The organism is Candidatus Melainabacteria bacterium (genome assembly GCA_003963305.1).
In the GTDB taxonomy this organism is placed as follows: Bacteria; Cyanobacteriota; Vampirovibrionia; order Obscuribacterales; family Obscuribacteraceae; genus PALSA-1081.
This window is the reverse complement of the sequence record RXJR01000026.1, coordinates 71,885-88,674: the sequence shown is the minus strand read 5'-3', so window position 1 is coordinate 88,674 and position 16,790 is coordinate 71,885. Positions and strand designations below refer to the sequence as shown.

General features: G+C 45.4%; 12 protein-coding genes. 5 read left to right on the top strand and 7 right to left on the bottom strand.

The genetic code is table 11. The features are described from left to right. Nucleotides 1-486 precede the first annotated feature (486 nt). Nucleotides 487-1,782, top strand: coding sequence for a DUF4102 domain-containing protein (locus EKK48_24465; protein RTL37259.1), 1,296 nt, complete (start codon nt 487-489; stop codon nt 1,780-1,782). Between the two features lie 1,118 nt (nt 1,783-2,900). Here EKK48_24465 and EKK48_24460 read toward each other — a convergent pair. After that, nucleotides 2,901-3,272, bottom strand: coding sequence for a hypothetical protein (locus EKK48_24460; protein RTL37258.1), 372 nt, complete (start codon nt 3,270-3,272; stop codon nt 2,901-2,903). A gap of 403 nt (nt 3,273-3,675) precedes the next feature. Continuing rightward, nucleotides 3,676-4,110: an RHS repeat-associated core domain-containing protein gene (locus EKK48_24455; protein ID RTL37257.1), complete on the bottom strand. Its 435-nt coding sequence runs from the start codon at nt 4,108-4,110 to the stop codon at nt 3,676-3,678. A 249-nt stretch (nt 4,111-4,359) separates the two neighbouring features. On the opposite strand from EKK48_24455, the gene EKK48_24450 reads away from it, so the two are divergent. Then, nucleotides 4,360-4,809, top strand: a complete 450-nt coding sequence (locus tag EKK48_24450) for an EamA family transporter (GenBank protein ID RTL37256.1) — start codon at nt 4,360-4,362, stop codon at nt 4,807-4,809. A gap of 230 nt (nt 4,810-5,039) precedes the next feature. Here EKK48_24450 and EKK48_24445 read toward each other — a convergent pair whose 3' ends face one another. The 5 genes from EKK48_24445 to EKK48_24425 form a co-directional block, all read right to left on the bottom strand. Continuing rightward, on the bottom strand, nt 5,040-5,366 hold the full coding sequence (locus tag EKK48_24445) for a hypothetical protein (protein ID RTL37255.1): 327 nt from the start codon (nt 5,364-5,366) through the stop codon (nt 5,040-5,042). A gap of 71 nt (nt 5,367-5,437) precedes the next feature. Next, on the bottom strand, nt 5,438-5,815 hold the full coding sequence (locus tag EKK48_24440) for a hypothetical protein (GenBank protein RTL37254.1): 378 nt from the start codon (nt 5,813-5,815) through the stop codon (nt 5,438-5,440). 231 nt (nt 5,816-6,046) lie between these two features. Then, nucleotides 6,047-6,364 carry a hypothetical protein gene (locus EKK48_24435; protein RTL37253.1) on the bottom strand — a complete coding sequence of 106 codons (318 nt, stop codon included), beginning with the start codon at nt 6,362-6,364 and terminating at the stop codon, nt 6,047-6,049. Nucleotides 6,365-6,568: 204 nt separating this feature from the next. Then, nucleotides 6,569-8,923, bottom strand: a complete 2,355-nt coding sequence (cadA, locus tag EKK48_24430; GenBank protein ID RTL37252.1) for a cadmium-translocating P-type ATPase — start codon at nt 8,921-8,923, stop codon at nt 6,569-6,571. A 33-nt stretch (nt 8,924-8,956) separates the two neighbouring features. Further along, entirely contained in the window at nt 8,957-9,310 is a 354-nt protein-coding gene (locus EKK48_24425) for a hypothetical protein (protein RTL37251.1), read from the bottom strand. A 1,583-nt stretch (nt 9,311-10,893) separates the two neighbouring features. On the opposite strand from EKK48_24425, the gene EKK48_24420 reads away from it, so the two are divergent. Genes EKK48_24420 through EKK48_24410 form a run of 3 tightly spaced genes read left to right on the top strand, consistent with a single transcriptional unit; the run spans nt 10,894 to nt 16,776 of the window. Beyond that, a complete protein-coding gene (locus EKK48_24420; GenBank protein RTL37250.1) occupies nt 10,894-12,273 on the top strand; it encodes an efflux RND transporter periplasmic adaptor subunit in 1,380 nt (459 codons plus the stop codon). Beyond that, nucleotides 12,273-15,440: an efflux RND transporter permease subunit gene (locus EKK48_24415; GenBank protein ID RTL37249.1), complete on the top strand. Its 3,168-nt coding sequence runs from the start codon at nt 12,273-12,275 to the stop codon at nt 15,438-15,440. The genes EKK48_24420 and EKK48_24415 overlap by 1 nt, the downstream gene beginning before the upstream one ends. After that, the gene (locus EKK48_24410) at nt 15,430-16,776 is read left to right on the top strand and encodes a TolC family protein (protein ID RTL37248.1); all 1,347 of its coding nucleotides are present in this window, start codon (nt 15,430-15,432) and stop codon (nt 16,774-16,776) included. The genes EKK48_24415 and EKK48_24410 overlap by 11 nt, the downstream gene beginning before the upstream one ends. Nucleotides 16,777-16,790 lie beyond the last annotated feature (14 nt).

Genomic DNA, 16,790 nt, shown 5'->3' with positions numbered 1-16,790 from the left:
GTTTGGGTTAGGCAATGGGTTAGGCAAGCAATTTTTGCCTACCCCAATAAAAAACCGGCACTTCTCTCGAAACTGCCGGTCCTTCTAGGCTTTTAATTGGTTGCGGGGGACAGATTTGAACTGTCGACCTTTGGGTTATGAGCCAAGGCTTTTCGTGGACTAATTGGTGACGAAGTCCCTACCAAACGTATTGCTACACTAGATCCTAAGTCTAGGAAAAACGACAAAATTACCTTTTCCGAGCTTTTCTCAATATTCCTCGAAATTAAGTATCAGTCAGGCTTTTAAGGTTTTGCTGCTCGAAGTTATGATAGAATGGAAAAAAAATTCAATCGGCTACGAATCGGCTAGCCGATTCAAGATCTAACCCGCGCAGATCAATGCGCTGAAAATAAATGATCTAGTCCGTATCCCCCATAAATACTTTAAAAATTGAAGATCAAGGTGCCAATCTAAGACATTCACCTCGGCAAAAAGGAGTGAGTTTTGAGTAACGAACCCAAAAAAGGAGTCAATAAATTTTCTCTGACAGACTCGTTCGCGGCAGAAACCACGCTTGCTGGCGAGTATCGCGATACCAAATTGCCAGGATTCAAGCTAAAAGTGACCGCTGCCGGTAACAAAATCTGGTTGGTCGAAAACAGTTTGCGCGGAAGCAGTAAATCGGCTATCACTCTCACTATTGGCCGACATCCCGTAGTCAATTCGAAAGATGCACGAAAGACTGCAAGTCACCTACTTGATTTATTGCGACAGGGAATCGACCCTCGCTTACAGGAAAAAAAGCGAAACAAGCAACAGTCAGAAGAATGGGCCAGCGAGCAACAACTACAGGAATTAAGCCTTCATCACGTTTTAAACGATTATCTAAGCCGCAAAAATTTGAAGCCATCCACTGTAGAGAACTATTCAATTGTCGCCAATGCCTATCTTTCTGATTGGATGCAGCGTCCCTTAAGCGAAATCACTAAAACAGATGTAGAAAAGCGATTCAAAGAAATCACTGAGCGTAAAATCGGTAAGGGTAAAGGCGGACCCGGAGCCGCAAATAACACCATGCGGGTCTTTCGAGCAGTCATTAAGTTCGCACAAGACATGTATGAGAAACCTGATGGCAGCCCGGTTATTATGCAAAATCCTGTGAAACGACTCAATCAACTTAAATCTTGGAACCGGCTGAAGCGTCGACAAACAATGTTATCCGATATGGATTTGCCTCTTTGGTATCAAGCTCTTGGTACGCTAGAGGACAAGGCTATGGCCGATTATTTCTTCTTTGTGTTAATGACCGGATTACGAAAGAATGAAGCAGCACAGCTCAAATGGGATGACGTTCATGTCAAACGCGGTTACTTTGAGGTTGTTGATGCCAAAAACAAATTGGAATTCGCGCTACCAATAACCAGGGTTTTGAGCGAGGTATTTGAACGTCGGAAAAAGGTCCGAAAAGTGGATAATCCGTATGTCTTTGCTGCGACTGGAAAAAATGGTTATTTTGATTTACGCGAGAAGCATTTCAACTTGATCGCTGACAAAACAAAAACTCCGTTTAGTCTTCATGATCTGCGAAGGACTTATTTAACTCAAGGATTTTTATCAGGTCACGATCTTGAAATGTTGAAGAAGCTTGCCAATCATAAAAACACTGATTCAGATGACGTCACCAAAGGATATTTGATCGTCCAAGTTGCCGACATCAAGGAACCTATGACAATAGTGCAAGATCGACTTTTGGAATTGATGAATCGCAAGACAAAGAGAAGCATAGACGTCGCCTCGTAGCGCACTGCGAAGCATCTGATGCTGTCGTCCACATCTCCACGAAGCATGTTTTGTCAATTGTTATTGCCGACCCATGAGTATTTCTCCGGCAGCAATCATGACTTCTTGCGAGGACTTAACTAGCGGAGACCATTTTGAATTCACTTTGCCTTACGTGCGAGCATATGCATCGAAAGTAACTGCAAGCCGCAGACAGTCAACAGCTGCATAGCCAGTTTTGTGATCGAACAGTATTCTTTCAGTCGTTCTGGCAACAACTTCCTCTAAATCTTGAATGGTGATGACTACTAAATTCGCCACACTAAATGAACGTGCGGTGTTGTTAGTACATGACTCACTATTCAATGCGTCTGGATGGATTCCTCCCTTGTTAGCCTGCGATTTTGCACGATTAATTCGGAAAAGCTGAGGCTCCTGATTCTGGTGGTTTTAAAGTCGCGGGTGCCTCCGAGGGGTTGGTGGTTCGAACCTCTTCCGAGCAAGGCTTTTGAGGTTCGATGCTCTTTCGGGAGTAGTTTGGGGGCTATGATTTAGGAGAGCTTCGTTTTCATCATCAGGCAGGCTTACATTCGATGAAAGCTTGATTCAGCTGCCGGAAAAAATTCAAGACTAAACACTTATTTGCTAACGAAATCATGCAGCCCAAAGTCATTAAGCTGTTTCTTTCCAGCGCGGTATCGCGAGTGGTGACAAAACAGCGGAAGCTGTCTGAAAAACAGAATACCTTTTGTTTCTGGGGAGCACGTCAGGGAAATATCCTCTTTTTTGGGGAACCAACGAACGTAATTGTAGTCCCGTTGGAATGAGTGAATGTTCTTGTTTTTTCGTCACCTGATAAAGACAGTCTGAGTCCCGATGGTTTTTCAACAGCGTAGTGCCATCTCGGTAAACCGAATACGACCTACCTGTCGGTAATTCAATCAATCTGGTACCGCCAGGGAGATCCATCGTGTATACTCCGCCTGGTCTTGCTTCTGTGAAAATGTATTCTCCACTTTCGGTTGGGATGTGTCGTTGAACTAAGCCGCTGTCAAACTGTTTTACTACAGTTCCATCAGCATGCGTTGTCACTACGCTATTTCCAATTTTGGTCTGCATAGTTCCCTGCCCCAAATCGCTCATACCACGCTTTTATTTGCCATGGTTTTCTCAGCTATCTTAGCTAGTTTTGATTCGGCAAATCGCGTTCCCATTCCAAAGCCTGGACCCATCGTAAGACCGGCCAGTGTAATTTCAAAAGCTTGCTTGCCCAATTCGGAAGCAAACAAATTTTTGGCTGTCGTTTCTTTACCCGGATCGTTCCAGGCAGACTGACACGCATCAAATAGGCGTTCGTTTCTTTGCCAAAGCTTCTTTGTCTCGCCCCGATTTTCGGAGCATATGATTGCGGTGCCTACGGCGAGCGCTGGGAGCATTATCTCGGGGGCGACTGTGCCGACGGCAGCTATGCTTGCTGCTACGAGCGTGTCTTTTGCGACTGTGCTGCACAAAGCTGCTGGGTCTTGAGCACGCCTCCATGTTTCGTCTACGGCGCCCTCAAAAGTTGACGACAGATAGGTAATTAACCGATGAAATGATATGAGTTGGCAAAGTCAGTAAACTATGCTGGCACCGGTGTAACCAATTACCGCAACCAATTGCCGCGAGTCCAATTCCCCAAGAGCATCATAAAAGACGCAAAGAGCATATCGAATTTAAGGATCAGAAATGCGTTGCCGCCATCGTTGCCACTGGGCCGTTGGAATCACCTCATCATAATAAACCATCTCACCGGTCCGAATTGGTTTTGTAGCCCGTCTACCTGCTGCAACCTAACGCTTCAGCTGGGCAGTCGCTCTCCTTAATGTACTTCACCGTCAGATCCGTAGGTTCAATCACTGCATCTGAACCAAATCAACATTTAGTGGTTCCAAGGTTGTCTGGACGAGTTCCAGATGGAGCGCTTAATGCTGCATTGATTACATCAAAGCATCCGCCTGCCAGTGCAGATTGAGGGACACCTAAGGCGGCGCCAAATGTGTTGAGAGGAATATTCAGAGCGTCCAACCCAAGTGGATCAATAAGATTGATAGGACGATTGAACGCGTATTGGTAAAGATTTACTCCGCCCGCTTCGTTGATGGGGTCTTGACTAATCCATCTTCCCTGCCTGGACAGGTATGGGCGAAAAACCGTTAACAATAGTCCATTTCGTGCATGTGAGTAATAACCTGAATAGCCATAATCGGAACTTTGACCTGAAACTGCCCATGACGAAAGTTCAGGAGCGTATAGCGCAATTGCTAAATCGAAAAACAAAAAAAACTTTGGACGATGTTGCCTCCTAATCTATCCGTCTATTCATTGTTACTCTGCGCGCAAGAATTAAAAACACCGTGCCAAAGGCTTGCATCAAGCTCTGCCTAAATCCTGACTAATCGTAGAATTTCACGGTGTATCTTGCTTCCTTCAGCCTATCAACAAACATTTTTCGGTTAGTGCTGAACCTGACATTGGCGAAACAATATCAGAAGGTAATGACAAAACTTTCGCCTGCACAGATCTTGCCAATGCAAAACAATTTTTAGAGGGATCGCCATGAATATTTGGATCTGGCTCGCATTTATCTCAATGTTCTTTGCTGGATTCACTTCAGTGATTGCGAAGAAAGTCCTGGCAAATATTTCTAGAGATCTGGGGCCCACAATTCGAACCTATTTCGTGTTCGTCTTCGTGCTCGCTTTTGCGTGGTTTGCAGTTCCCAACAAAGACTGGAGTTCGCTAAAAATTTCGAACTTACTTTGGCTTGGTGCTTCCGCAGTAACAACGACAATTTCCTGGATCTTTTACTACAAAGCGATAAAGTTGGGTGACGTTTCGACCGTCACTCTGATCGATAAAGGCAGTGTAATAGTGGCCGTACTGCTCGCTTTTTTCGTGCTTCAAGAATCGATTACTACCGCGCAAGACTTTTTGAATTTGACAATTTCTTGGGGCTACCTCTTTCAGAAATGCAAGTCGACTTCAATAGTGAAGGCTGTTGAGTAACGTCAATTTAAATTGCGATAATATAAATTGTCGTTGATTAGCTGTGATGAAAGTCGGTGTTATTCGATTCAGATAATCAGCTATGCAAAGCCCTTTTCGCATCACGCCTCGTTGAAAACACCATATGTAGTACCATACTGTTTGATCTTGGAATTACGCGCGAGCGTGTCTGATGGAATTATTTGCAATTTCTTGTAGCGTTAAAAACGGTACAGCACTTATCTTATATATCAGCACGCTACCGTATTTGATACCTGGTTAGTTGTGAGTCCATTTTGTTTCTCGGCTGGTCGAATGATTGCGAAGTCGACCTCTATACCTCTTCGGTGCTCAACGATAACAATTTTGATGATTCGTCCAACCATAGAGATAGTCTGTCCATTATCGAATGGAAATTCCATTAGGATTTCGTACCCGTGGACAGCTGCAAACTTCAATTCTGCGACCGTCAACGGATCTGAAAATCTCTGTCCTATTACAGCCTGGGCAAATAAAACTACTCCATACCCAGCTTGTGCATTGGCAACCGGCAATTTCAGCTTTGTTGGGTAATACATTTTTCGTCCTCGCGATTTCCACAGAATGCGTTCAACAATTTTTCCAAATGGCACACCACCTAAGCTGTCATTCAAGTTTCACTTCGTGAAGTAAACAGGGCTTTCGTTTCAGCGCAGAAAACTTCTTCAAAAGTCGCGTCGCATAAAAATGCAGTTACTAAATATTCCTTCAAGATGCCGTCATCAATTCCCCACAGTGTTTTGAGAATGCGCTTCTCTTTACTGGTTAGTGGTTCCCCAGCCTTAAACGGCATGATCGGACTAACTCTCCTTGTGATTCGTCTGCGTCTTACGTCAATTCTTCTGAGTGCTCGGCGCTCCAGTGCACGAACATTTTGAGGAGTGGTATTGCGACTTTCTGCCAGCTCCTCCAGAGACAGAGGCTGCTCCTGCTCTAATCCAAAAAGTTCCCTCAGTAGGCTGCGCTGTTTTGAAGTTAGATTTGGCATTGTCTCTTTCTCGTATAGCTTTGCTCAATAAATTGCATAAGCGACTGCTAAGCAATTTGTGCATGGTGCTGCTATGAAGATCTGTGAATCGACGATACAGCGCTGATAGCATCTTGTCAACTATTCAATGAATTAATTTAATACTTGAATATGGCTTTGGTGCCAGCTCTTGCTTGTTGCTTGTTTAAAGTTACCTGTTTTGGTTTGGTGTTTATCAGTCAGCCAACTCACTTACAAAGTTGTTTCCCTTTCCAATTCATCTGTCAAATTGGAAATCATCATCCAATACAATCCATCATCTGAGGTTGTACAAGATGCTTCGTACAAGCATTCTGCTAGTGAATCAATTTCATTTCCGTCAACTGCATGTGCTAAGACTGCAGCAGTAACCGACTGCATGAACAAGCTGATTTTCTCCTCTAATTGATTGTCACCGTCATAAACGTCTAGGTAAGCTTCATCGAGTTTTTCTACCAGTTTTTGCAGTTCGATTCGTTGATCGTTTGTAAAAGGTTTGCCATCAGAAAGAACTTGAAAGCTGGTGATCATTATTGGGTCCGCAGTGCCACTTACATCTAAAGCATGCGCACACGCCGCTATGACTATTTTCCTCCGTGAAGTTGGAGGAAGCCGTCTGATTCTGGACCATAGGCGTGGAGCCAAATAAGCAAGCCTAGACAACATTTTTTCTGTCTTGGCTGGCCAGAGCTGTTAACCAAAGGGGTATTGAAGTAGTTCTTTCAGCCAACATTTTCATGCCTCCAAACGTTTACGATGCGTCAAGAGTCGAAGTGAATTGAGCACCACTAAAAGTGTGCTTCCTTCGTGAAACAACACAGCCCAACCAATGGTTGTGAGACCGAAAATAGCCGCGCTCCCCAGACTCAAGATAGTCGCAACTGCTATGACGAGGTTCTGTATTACTACACTACGCGTGGCTCTGCCGAGTGCCACTACAAATGGCAATTTTGATAGGTCGTCTCCCATTAACGCTACATCGGCAGTTTCCAACGCTACATCCGTAGATGCTCCGCCCATAGCAATGCCGACACTTGCTGCCGCCAATGCTGGAGCATCATTCACACCATCGCCAACCATTGCTACAATTTGATTTATTGCAAGCTCTTTTAAACAATCTAACTTCTGATCGGGCATCAATTCTGCTCTCGTTTGATCGATGCCCAAGTCTTTGGCAATTTTACTTGCCACCGTTGCGTTATCACCTGAGAGAAGAAAAATATTTTTCACTCCGAGTTTTCGCAGTGAGGTCAGAGCAGCTTTAGCATTCGAACGTAGTGTGTCTGCAACCGCAATTACTGCAATTGCGCAGTTATCTTGGGCAACAACGACAGTTGTCTTCCCGTCTGACTCGAATTTTTCGATGGTTTGTAACTGGTCTTTTGTAATCTCGATAGACTGTTCTTTCATCAATTTTAGGTTGCCGATTAAGATTCGTTTGTCTCTAACAAGAGCTGATAATCCTCTCCCGCTAATGGAATTAAACTCAGTGGGCTCGGGAATTTCGAGTGAACGGTTGCGTGCTTCGTTGACGATTGCAGCTGCCAGTGGATGTCCTGATCTGATTTCGCAGGCAGCAGTGAGAGACAAAATTTCGTCTACCGTTGACGCTTCAGTGACGACTATGTCTGTGATTTGAAGTTTACCGTGCGTTAGCGTTCCAGTCTTATCAAAGGCCAGTGCTTGTAATTTCCCCAAAGTTTCTAAATGAACACCGCCTTTGATAAGAACCCCATTGCGCGCCGCCTGCGCTATGCCAGTAAGCATCGCAGATGGTGCTCCAAGAGCTAGCGCACAGGGAGAAACGGCAACGAGGAAAGTCATACCTCGCAAGAATGAGACTTTGTACGAAACACCAAAAGCCAGTGGCAAAACGATCAACAGGAAATCTAAAACAATCACGATTGGCACAAACCAACGGTTAAACCGCTCTGTAATTTGCTGCGTTTTCGTCTTCTGTGTCTGCGACTCCTCAACAAGCTGCATAACGCGCGCAAGTGTATTATCTTTAGCTAGTTTTGATACTTTAACTAATAGCTGCCCTGTGCCATTTATCGATCCAGCAAAAACTGAGTCTCCGGTTGACTTGGTAATAGGCACGCTTTCACCTGTTATCGGTGATTGGTCGACCGTTGAATTTCCATACACTACCGCGCCATCAACTGAAATTCTTGCACCCGGCTTTGTAACAACTATTTCGTCGACCTTTAACTCGTTCACCGGAACTTCAATTTGTTTTGTGTCACGAATGACTACCGCTGTTTTCGGTCTTAGTTGTCCCAATTTGCTCACGGCATCACGAGCTTTGTCTAGAGCTAATTCCTCCAGTGCATGACCGAGACCGAACAAAAACAACAGCAGTCCACCTTCAAGAAACTCTCCTAAAAATGCTGAGCCCAAAGCCGCGAACATCATCAACAAATCTGTGTCGAAGTGTCCTTCTTTAACCGAATGGATCGCATGTCTTGTAACATCAAAACCACCAAACAAATAGGACGAAACAAAGAATAAGTACGATAGCTGTTGGGGTAATTGAAGCTGGGGTAACAGCCAAGCAAACGCTACCGAAAGACCGCAGAGGAGAGAAAAAATCAGCTCTCTTCGTTCGCTAAATACCGCCGAAAAACCAGTTGCAGAAATCTCGTATCCGAGCTTTTTCAATCTGGACCTTATTTTAGACTGGTCGATTTTATCGCTGTCGTATTCGATTTTCAGCGTGCCTGCAACGTAGCTCACCGAGGCATCTAGCACTCCGGGCAGACGCTTTAAACTATGTTCGATTACAAGGGTGCAATCGGAGCAATCCATTCCTACTATCGGCAGAATTTCATGATGGTACCGATGTGAAAAATGCGCTCCGCTTCTAAGTGCGGTTCTCTTCAAACTGGATAAAGTGATAGTCGTCGGGTCGTAATGCAAGCATAAGGAAAAAACACCCTCGTTCTCTTTGATGTGGGCCTGTGTAATGCCCCGGCTAGCTCGTAGTTTTTGCTCTAGCCTGCTAATGCATTGATCTTGCTCATCCGGTATCTGTGGCAACAATAGTTCGAGTGAAATTTGTATTTTTGGGTCAGTGGAATGTGGTGGCATGAATAATCCTGATCAATCTTGTTGATAGACGACTCATAGTAAATGGCTTACCTTTACAGCTAATGCCGTCAATTCTTCCTCAGACATGATCAGTGCCGAGTGCTCATCTAAGCCCCACATGCGTCGGAGCATGTAGCGCTCAACTCGTGTTAAGGTGGCTCTGTGACTGGTATTTGCGCGTTTCTCTTTCGAGAGTATTGGTCCAAGTGGGTTCAAATCAATTATTTTTCTCAGTGCGCGTCGCTCGTGCTGACGCACACACTCCCGTGAAACACCGAATTGTTTGCTTACTTCCGCCAGTGTAAGCGGCTCCTTCGTTCCCAGACCGAAACGTAATTCCAAAACCTCTCTTTGAATAGATGTGAGTTTCTGCATCGGCGGCTCCATTTGAGGGACGATTCTTGTTTGTATGTGTTGTGAATTTGATTTGGGCTAACTTCAATCAGCCTTGAAGTCAGCCTACAACTCGAACCATTTGAAGTCAATATGAAAAAGCATTCAAGCGAACTATTTAATGGTTTGATACTGGGAATGGTTGTCAAATCAGCCTCTCGACGCTGGCTCGTTCGTTCTTTTCCTCTCTGCTCCTGCGATGAAGCTTGCTAAGACGTGGCAAACCGCCAGCGTGAGAGTCGCCCATGTACTTTTGACCACGGAATCTCTAAGGACACAGGTTTGTACAGAGTTGCTAACCAGGGACCGGTGGTACATAGGCAGATCAGCATGACCTGTGTTGCGATGCTCGCATAGTCACCGCTAGTGATGGCATCGGACCACTCATTGAACAGTCCATGGAAGCGAAATATTTTCTTGAAGATTAGCAAAGCTGAGCTGACATCTGGGCTATGAAACCATATCCTGAGATGCTCTTGTAGACCACATTCTCTGACATTTTTTATACGGAACAGAATCGGCGCTATCAAGTGATACGTCAAGAGTTGCATGCCGTGATACTAACCCTGAACTATGACGGGACATCCAGCCCCCGTGCCATGCCCCTGCTCTGGACACGGTCACTAGCTTACAGACTACAGTCTTGACTGTGCCAAGTCTTGATCCACCGAGGCGTCTTGCGGTCATGGTACATCAGCATCATGTTGGGTGCTCTAGTCTCAACTTTAAGAAAGAGCAGTCTGGTGCAACGGCAGCGTGTGTAACGGCGATGTGACCGACACTTGATGCAGCCTACGGGTACCTCTGTTGCTGACACAGGTGGTGATGTGTCCACAGTCCCCACACATATCACTGCTTCCGAATCACAGAGCGCTTGTGGATGCTTCAGGACAGACACAGGCATCACATAGTTGCAATAGAATTGTGAAAATCGAATGTGTTTTCAATTTGAATTTGAGTCTCGAAGGCGATTTCTTCGCAACAGATGCCTTATTCATACCAGTCTCACGCATTAAGCTGTCAAAGTAATTGACGCTTAGAGACATCATCCTGATTTTCAAATCGCAATCTCAGCCATTGGAAAGTTGCAAAATTGCAGCATTTTTGCGAGAGTAATAAATAGCGAAGCTTAAAAATGAAATTGAAACCCATTATTGTCCTGACCTTAATTCTTCTCGCGCTGCTGAGGTGTGAGTTGCCATGCCGTTGCGCAGAATCCCATAGCAGAAATGTTTCTACGACAATTGTCACCATTGAAAATGTTGATCTTGATTCGTGTGCGGACTGTGGTCATAAAAAATCTTGTTGTGCGCACAAGAAACTGACAGACAACTCAAATGCATTGACGGTATCAATATTCAGCGGTGACGATTTTCCATCAGCTGTAGTCGTCACCGTTTGCGACAGCAGTACAGCCTCATCGAATGTCACACAGAGAACGATCTGGAATAGGGCTCCTCCGGTTCGTAGCGTCGACTCACTCTATTCGCTCGGACAAAAACTCTCGGTTTAGCAACAATAGTTGGTGCAGGCAAGATTGTCTTGCGTGTTTTGCTGTTTTTACCGAGGGATATTAGATGCTGATACCAGATCAGCTTGAGAATGCGTCAATAACGAACGCGTCTGCACGAACAAATCGTGGATGGCGCATAGCCGCCGTGGTGATCTTGGTGGCTGTGGGTCTGACAGCGTTGTTGTGGTCTGTCCTGGCAAACAAGAACGCAGCAAAAGTGGAAACAAAAACGGCTGAGGAAGCCGCTCCAGAAAATGTGGTCGAGCGCAAACCTGAAGGTCCCGAGGTCGAAGTCTTTACTGTGACTGATGTCGGTCCTCCGCTGAGAGTATCTGTTACCGGCACCGTGGAACCTAACGATCAGCAAGTCCAACAGCTGAGTTCATTAGCCGCTGGACGCGTTGAGTCAGTGACTGTATCGCTTGGAGACTATGTCACACGCGGACAGGCTGTGATCACCATCAAAAGCCCTCAAGTCGCTGAAACTCATGGAAAACTGCATGAGGCTGAAGCCAAATTGAATCTGGCGCGTGCGACGCTCTCTCGCGTAAAACAAGCTGCTAATCGAGTAGCAATACTTAAAGCTAAAGCATCGCTTGACGAAGCTATCGCCACCTTAAAGCGTGTTGAACAACTCGTAGCAGAGGGTTTGTCAGCTCGTAAGGATTTAGTTTCTGCGCAATCTGAATTTGAAAGAGCCACTGCCGAATTCAACTTTCAAAAAAACATTTCATTGAACAAAGAAGTCGCTGAGGCTGAAGCAAACGTCAAGACGACTGAAACGGAAACTGAGCACATCAGAGATTCACTAGCCGCCCTGGATGCGGAGTTATCTGAAGGGGACGAAAGAAGCGAGCATAATATTTCGGGATTGACGCTGAAAGCACCAATATCGGGTGCTGTTATCGAAAGACTTGTCAATCCTGGAGCGGGAGTCGAAGCCGGAAAACCCCTTCTGACGATAGCAAATACAGATAAACTCTGGGTCATCGCCAATGTACCGGAAATCGCAATGTCTAACGTTTCTCTGGGAATGTCGGCGAAAGTGACGGTGAACAATAGAACTATCATGGGGAAAGTCAGTTTCATCGATCCGCGACTAAACGAGGATACTCGCACCTCGCGAGTCCGCGTGATCATAGAGAATTCCAGCAAGCCACCGATTCAAACAGGATCCTTTGCGCAAGTTGAGTTTAATCGTCAAGCGCCTCGAATCGGTGCCGTGTATGTGCCAGTAGCAGCTGTGCAAACAGTCCGTGGACAAAGGATCGTTTTTGTTCAGCAAAACCAGAAACAATTCAAAGTACGCGATGTTACTGTCGGAGAGGAAGTTGCTGGATTTACTCCAATATTGAGCGGACTAAAAGTAGGAGAAGTCGTCTCTGCCGATGGATCATTCATTTTGAAATCAAAGTTGATGAAAAGTGAATTGGGAGACGACTAGTGATAGAGAAGCTAATAAAATTTTCCGTCAATCAGCGTCTGCTTGTAATTATGGTTGTAGTGGCCTTGATAGCTGCTGGTTGGTATAACTTGCAAGCACTGCCGATTGACGCAGTACCAGATATTACCAACGTGCAAGTGCAGGTATTGACGTCAGCTCCGTCGCTAGCTCCCGTGGAAGTCGAAAGACAAATTACGTTCCCGATTGAAGTGTCAATGAGTGGATTGCCCTCGATAAGCCAAATTCGCTCAGTCTCAAAATTTGGTTTGTCAGCTGTGACAATCGTCTTTGACGATTCAGTCAACATGTACTTCGCTCGGCAATTAGTTCTCGAGCGTTTAACACAAGTTAGGCAGCAAATTCCTGAAACAGTCGGCACACCGCAGATGGGTCCGATCACCACTGGACTTGGAGAGATATACCAGTACGAGTTAAGTGCGAATAAAGGCAAGTCTTTTGATGCTCAATATCTGCGTACGGTGCAAGACTGGATAGTCAGAAGACAACTGCTTGGAGTGTCTGGCGTAGCCGAGGTTAACAGTTACGGTGGACAAAAAAAGCAGTATCAAGTCAGGGTAGATCCGTCAAAACTGATCTCCTATGGTTTGACCATACAAGAGGTCGTTCGTGCTGTCACTGCCAACAATGAGAATGTGGGTGGTGCTTATATCGAACACCAAGGTGAACAGTTTATTTTGCGAGGGATCGGCTTAGCTCAAACTACCGAACAAATTGCCAATATTGTCGTGAAATCAGGTAAAGAGGGCGTACCTATTTTTATTCGAGATATTGCCGAAGTCGTGTCAGGCAATGAAGTCCGCCAGGGCGCGGTAGTTGCTGATGCAAAAGGTGAGATTGTGTGCGGCATTGTGATGATGCTAAGGGGTGAAAACTCGCGAACGGTTGTCGAACGAGTAAAGCAAAAAATACATCAAATCGAGAAAAATTTGCCTGACGGAGTCCGGTTGAACCCATTCTATGATCGTGCTGAGTTAGTCGACAGAACCATCGAAACAGTAGAGCACAACTTGCTTGAAGGTGCCATGCTTGTGATAGCGGTACTGCTCATAGTGCTCGGCAACTGGAGAGGCGCATTGTTGGTAGCAAGTGTTATTCCGCTGTCTATGCTCTTTGCTGCTATCTGCATGAATATATTCAACGTCTCAGGAAATTTGATGAGCCTGGGTGCCGTCGACTTCGGACTGATCGTGGATGGCGCCGTAGTTATGGTTGAAAACACGATCAGGAGACTGGCTATCAATCAAGAGCACGGTAGACCAGAAACTAATCAAGAAACAATTCTGAGCGCATGTATGGAAGTAGGACGTCCAGTCGTATTTGCAGTAGCCATAATTGCCATTGTTTATCTGCCAATATTTAGTCTTTCAGGAATTGAAGGAAAAATGTTTAAGCCAATGGCGATGACAATTGTCTTTGCACTGTTTGGTTCGCTCTTACTTTCCCTAACATTTGTCCCTGCCATGTTGACCATCGTCCTTGGAAAAGATGTCAGCGAAAAAGAGAGTTTTTTGGTTCATTGGTTGAAGCCAAAGTACGAACGTGCATTACATCTTGCTTCTGAATACAAAGGACAAACATTTGCGGTTGCTCTTAGCCTTGTGATTTTGAGCGCAGTCACATTGCCGATGCTCGGTTCTGAGTTTATTCCTCGGTTGGATGAAGGTTCGCTCGCCGTCCAAATTCAACAACTTCCGAGCGTCTCATTGTCACAATCAATTGCGACTGCGACGGAGGCAGAAAAGGTATACAAATCATTTCCCGAAGTGACAAAAATTGTCACAAAAATGGGTCGAGCAGAAGTCGCGACAGATCCTATGGGTGTTGAGTCCGGTGATGTTTATTTAGCACTAAAACCTATCGAGCAATGGACGACTGCCCGTACTAAAGAAGGACTCGTAGATGTAATAGCAAAGCGACTTTCAGAAAAAGTGCCACAAGCTAATTTCAGCTTTTCGCAACCTATTGAGTTACGAACTGCGGAATTAATAGCCGGTGTTCGATCAGATATTGCCGTGAAAATTTTTGGCGATGATTTGGACAAATTGAGAGAAGAAGCAGAACGTGTAAGTAAAATACTAAACAATGTGCCCGGAGCCGCTGATGTCAAAATCGAGCAAACCGCCGGTTTACCTCAACTGATAGTGGAAGCAGACCGCGATGCCATCGCAAGATACGGCATAAATGTTCAAGACGTAAATAACCTTGTCCAATCAATTATGGCCGGACAACCGGCCGGAATTGTGTATCAGGGAGAGCAAAGATTTGACATTGTTGTTCGGCTAAACGAACCAAGCGGTCGCGACATCGAATCGATCAAAAAATTGCTGGTGGCAGCTCCGCCGATTGCATCACGTACAACTGGGGCGCTCATTCCGCTTTCTAGTTTGGCAAAAATTTCCGTTCAAGAGGGACCAGCCCAAATTTCTCGCGAAGACAGACGTCGCAGAATAGTAGTGGAACTCAATGTGCGTGGAAGAGACATAGGAAGTTTTGTCAAGGATGCACAAAAGGAGATAGACAAAAATATCAAGTTACCAGAAGGCTATTACATGACTTGGGGGGGGCAATTTGAAAATTTGCAAAGAGCCACTCTCATGCTGTCGATAGTTGTACCGATTGCACTTTTGCTGATTTTTATTCTTTTGTATATGACATTTGGTTCGATAAGCCAGGCTCTTCTGATCTATACAGGCATACCGTTTGCAATTGTCGGCGGAATCTTTGCTCTGGCTATAAGAGCCATGCCTTTTTCGATTTCTGCTGGAGTGGGATTCATTGCGCTGTCGGGAGTTGCGGTTCTAAATGGTGTTGTGATGGTGAGTTACATCAACCATTTACGAGAAACGATGGAACTGACAGATGCTGTCATAACGGGGGCCGTGACGCGTTTGCGTCCAGTTCTAATGACAGCACTCGTAGCCAGTCTAGGATTTTTTCCGATGGCTTTTTCATCCTCTGCGGGCGCTGAGGTACAGAAGCCATTGGCGACTGTTGTTATCGGTGGACTGGTCACATCCAGCTTACTAACGCTCCTTCTTCTTCCCAACCTGTACATAGTTTTTGAAAACATATCGCGCAGAGGTCGAGGACAAACATCAAAAATCGCAAAACGGCAAGTCATGGAGAGTGTGGAACATGCGACGTGAAATTGCTTATCACAGTCGTCATCAAAAATGTTGTCTCGGCGCTTTATCCCTTCTGCTGCTTTTTCCCTCTTCAGCGAAAGAAGCTTACGCCGCTGCTATTGATCCTGCGGTGATGGCTCCGAATGCGGAGCAATCATCGATGCCGCCGATAGCCTTATCGACTGCTTTTGATGAGTCTTTGATGAAGAGTCCCCGCGTATCTAATGTTCGAGCTCAATTAGGTATAAGTCAGGCTACTAAATCACAGGCTTCGACCTTTCCAAATCCTTCCTTCTTTTTCTTGACTGACACGGGCGCATTGGCTACCCAAATCGGTGCTTCGGTACCAATAGAGCCACCATGGAAAGTTGTTTTTCGCTTACTAGTTTCGAAAAACCAAATCAAACAAGCTGATTTGGAAATTGCAAGAAACCTCTGGCAATTTCGTGGAGTCATACGTAAGGCCTATTTGGATGCGGTAATCGCCGCTGAGACACACGATACGATTACACAGCTCCAGGCGATTGCCTCCAACTTGAAAAGTGTGGCTCAGCGACGCTTTAAAAGTGGTGACGTCGCGGCATTGGATGTAGAACGTGCTGATCTCGCCCTGCTTCAATCCGAGAGCGAACTGCTTCTAGCTAGCAGGAATATTTTACTGACAAGGCAAAAATTGAGCGTTCTTATGGGGAGAAGCTACAAAGACGGTGTGCAAGTGATGCGCTTGCCGCAGTTCCAACTTCAAGCTGAAAAAAATGAGTTGCTTCCTGTGCCTAGCCATCGATTACCAAGTCTTGATGTGTTGATTGCTGAAGCATTGAAGACACGGCTTGACCTTAAGGTTGTCGACCAGGCGCTTGGTGTCAACGCGGCAAACCTCAAGCTTGTGCGAGGAAATATTTTGCCCAATCCCGTATTTAACGTCGGCAATTCGTACTCGGGAAATCCCCCAAAACCATCGGTCAGTACGAGAGGATTTTACATAGGAGTGAATCAAGAATTGCCCGTGCTCAACTTTCAGCAAGGGGAATTAGCTCGTCTACATGCGGTACGAAAGCAACTTCTTTTTGAGCGCGAGTCTACTAAGAACAAAATTCAGGAGGAAGTGGTTACTGCTTATCAACAAGTTGAAGCGGCAACGGAAAGAGTTGTGCTTTTTCAGTCAAGCATTTTACCGAAATCTAGAGAGGTAGCTTCGTTGTCCAGAAAGTCATACGAATACGGACAAACTGACATTAATGCGACTCTCAGTGCCCAACAAGCAAACGTGCAGGTTCAGTCGTCGTATTTAGAAACTGTGAGAACTTATCAGCAGTCAATGACTGATCTTGAGCAAAGCGTAGGTAAACCCTTTTAGGTGTCAGGTAGAGC

Bases quoted from the DNA above. Each gene is read 5' to 3' on its own strand.
- EKK48_24450 (RTL37256.1), top strand. From the start codon at position 4,360: ATGAATATTTGGATCTGGCTCGCATTTATCTCAATGTTCTTTGCTGGA.
- EKK48_24445 (RTL37255.1), bottom strand. From the start codon at position 5,366: ATGTATTACCCAACAAAGCTGAAATTGCCGGTTGCCAATGCACAAGCT.
- EKK48_24440 (RTL37254.1), bottom strand. From the start codon at position 5,815: ATGCCAAATCTAACTTCAAAACAGCGCAGCCTACTGAGGGAACTTTTT.
- EKK48_24435 (RTL37253.1), bottom strand. From the start codon at position 6,364: ATGATCACCAGCTTTCAAGTTCTTTCTGATGGCAAACCTTTTACAAAC.
- cadA (RTL37252.1), bottom strand. From the start codon at position 8,923: ATGCCACCACATTCCACTGACCCAAAAATACAAATTTCACTCGAACTA.
- EKK48_24425 (RTL37251.1), bottom strand. From the start codon at position 9,310: ATGGAGCCGCCGATGCAGAAACTCACATCTATTCAAAGAGAGGTTTTG.
- EKK48_24420 (RTL37250.1), top strand. From the start codon at position 10,894: ATGCTGATACCAGATCAGCTTGAGAATGCGTCAATAACGAACGCGTCT.
- EKK48_24410 (RTL37248.1), top strand. From the start codon at position 15,430: ATGCGACGTGAAATTGCTTATCACAGTCGTCATCAAAAATGTTGTCTC.